This window comes from Bacillus cereus group sp. BfR-BA-01524 (genome assembly GCF_022662595.1).
Taxonomy (GTDB): Bacteria; Bacillota; Bacilli; order Bacillales; family Bacillaceae_G; genus Bacillus_A; species Bacillus_A thuringiensis_S.
Genome location: NZ_JAKUDW010000358.1, coordinates 1 through 295, shown reverse-complemented (window position 1 = coordinate 295; position 295 = coordinate 1). Strand labels below are relative to the sequence as shown.

Here is a 295-nt window from a genome sequence, read left to right as displayed (position 1 = left end):
TTCAATCGCTTAGGTGAAGTAGAAGACATTGCCGATACTGCTGCATTTCTTGCTTCTCCAGACAGCCGCTGGGTTACTGGACAATTAATTGATGTGAGCGGAGGATCTTGTTTATAAAAAACATATATTTTCAAATCTTTTTTATTGCGCAATAAAACAATTTATATAATACTATATAAAACATATACATTTAGGAGGATTACAGCAATGTCCGAAAAAACATACGAACTCGCAACCTTCGCAGGTGGTTGCTTTTGGTGCATGGTAAAACCATTTGATGAACTTCCTGGTATTC

General features: G+C 36.3%; 2 protein-coding genes. Both read left to right on the top strand.

Going from position 1 to position 295, the window contains the following annotated elements:
- Positions 1-117 (top strand): SDR family oxidoreductase (locus MR170_RS31465; RefSeq protein WP_242310722.1); only part of this gene is annotated, 117 nt, incomplete at its 5' end.
- Between the two features lie 51 nt (positions 118-168).
- A partial coding sequence (locus tag MR170_RS31460) for a peptide-methionine (S)-S-oxide reductase (RefSeq protein ID WP_242310720.1) occupies positions 169-295 on the top strand: 127 nt, incomplete at its 3' end.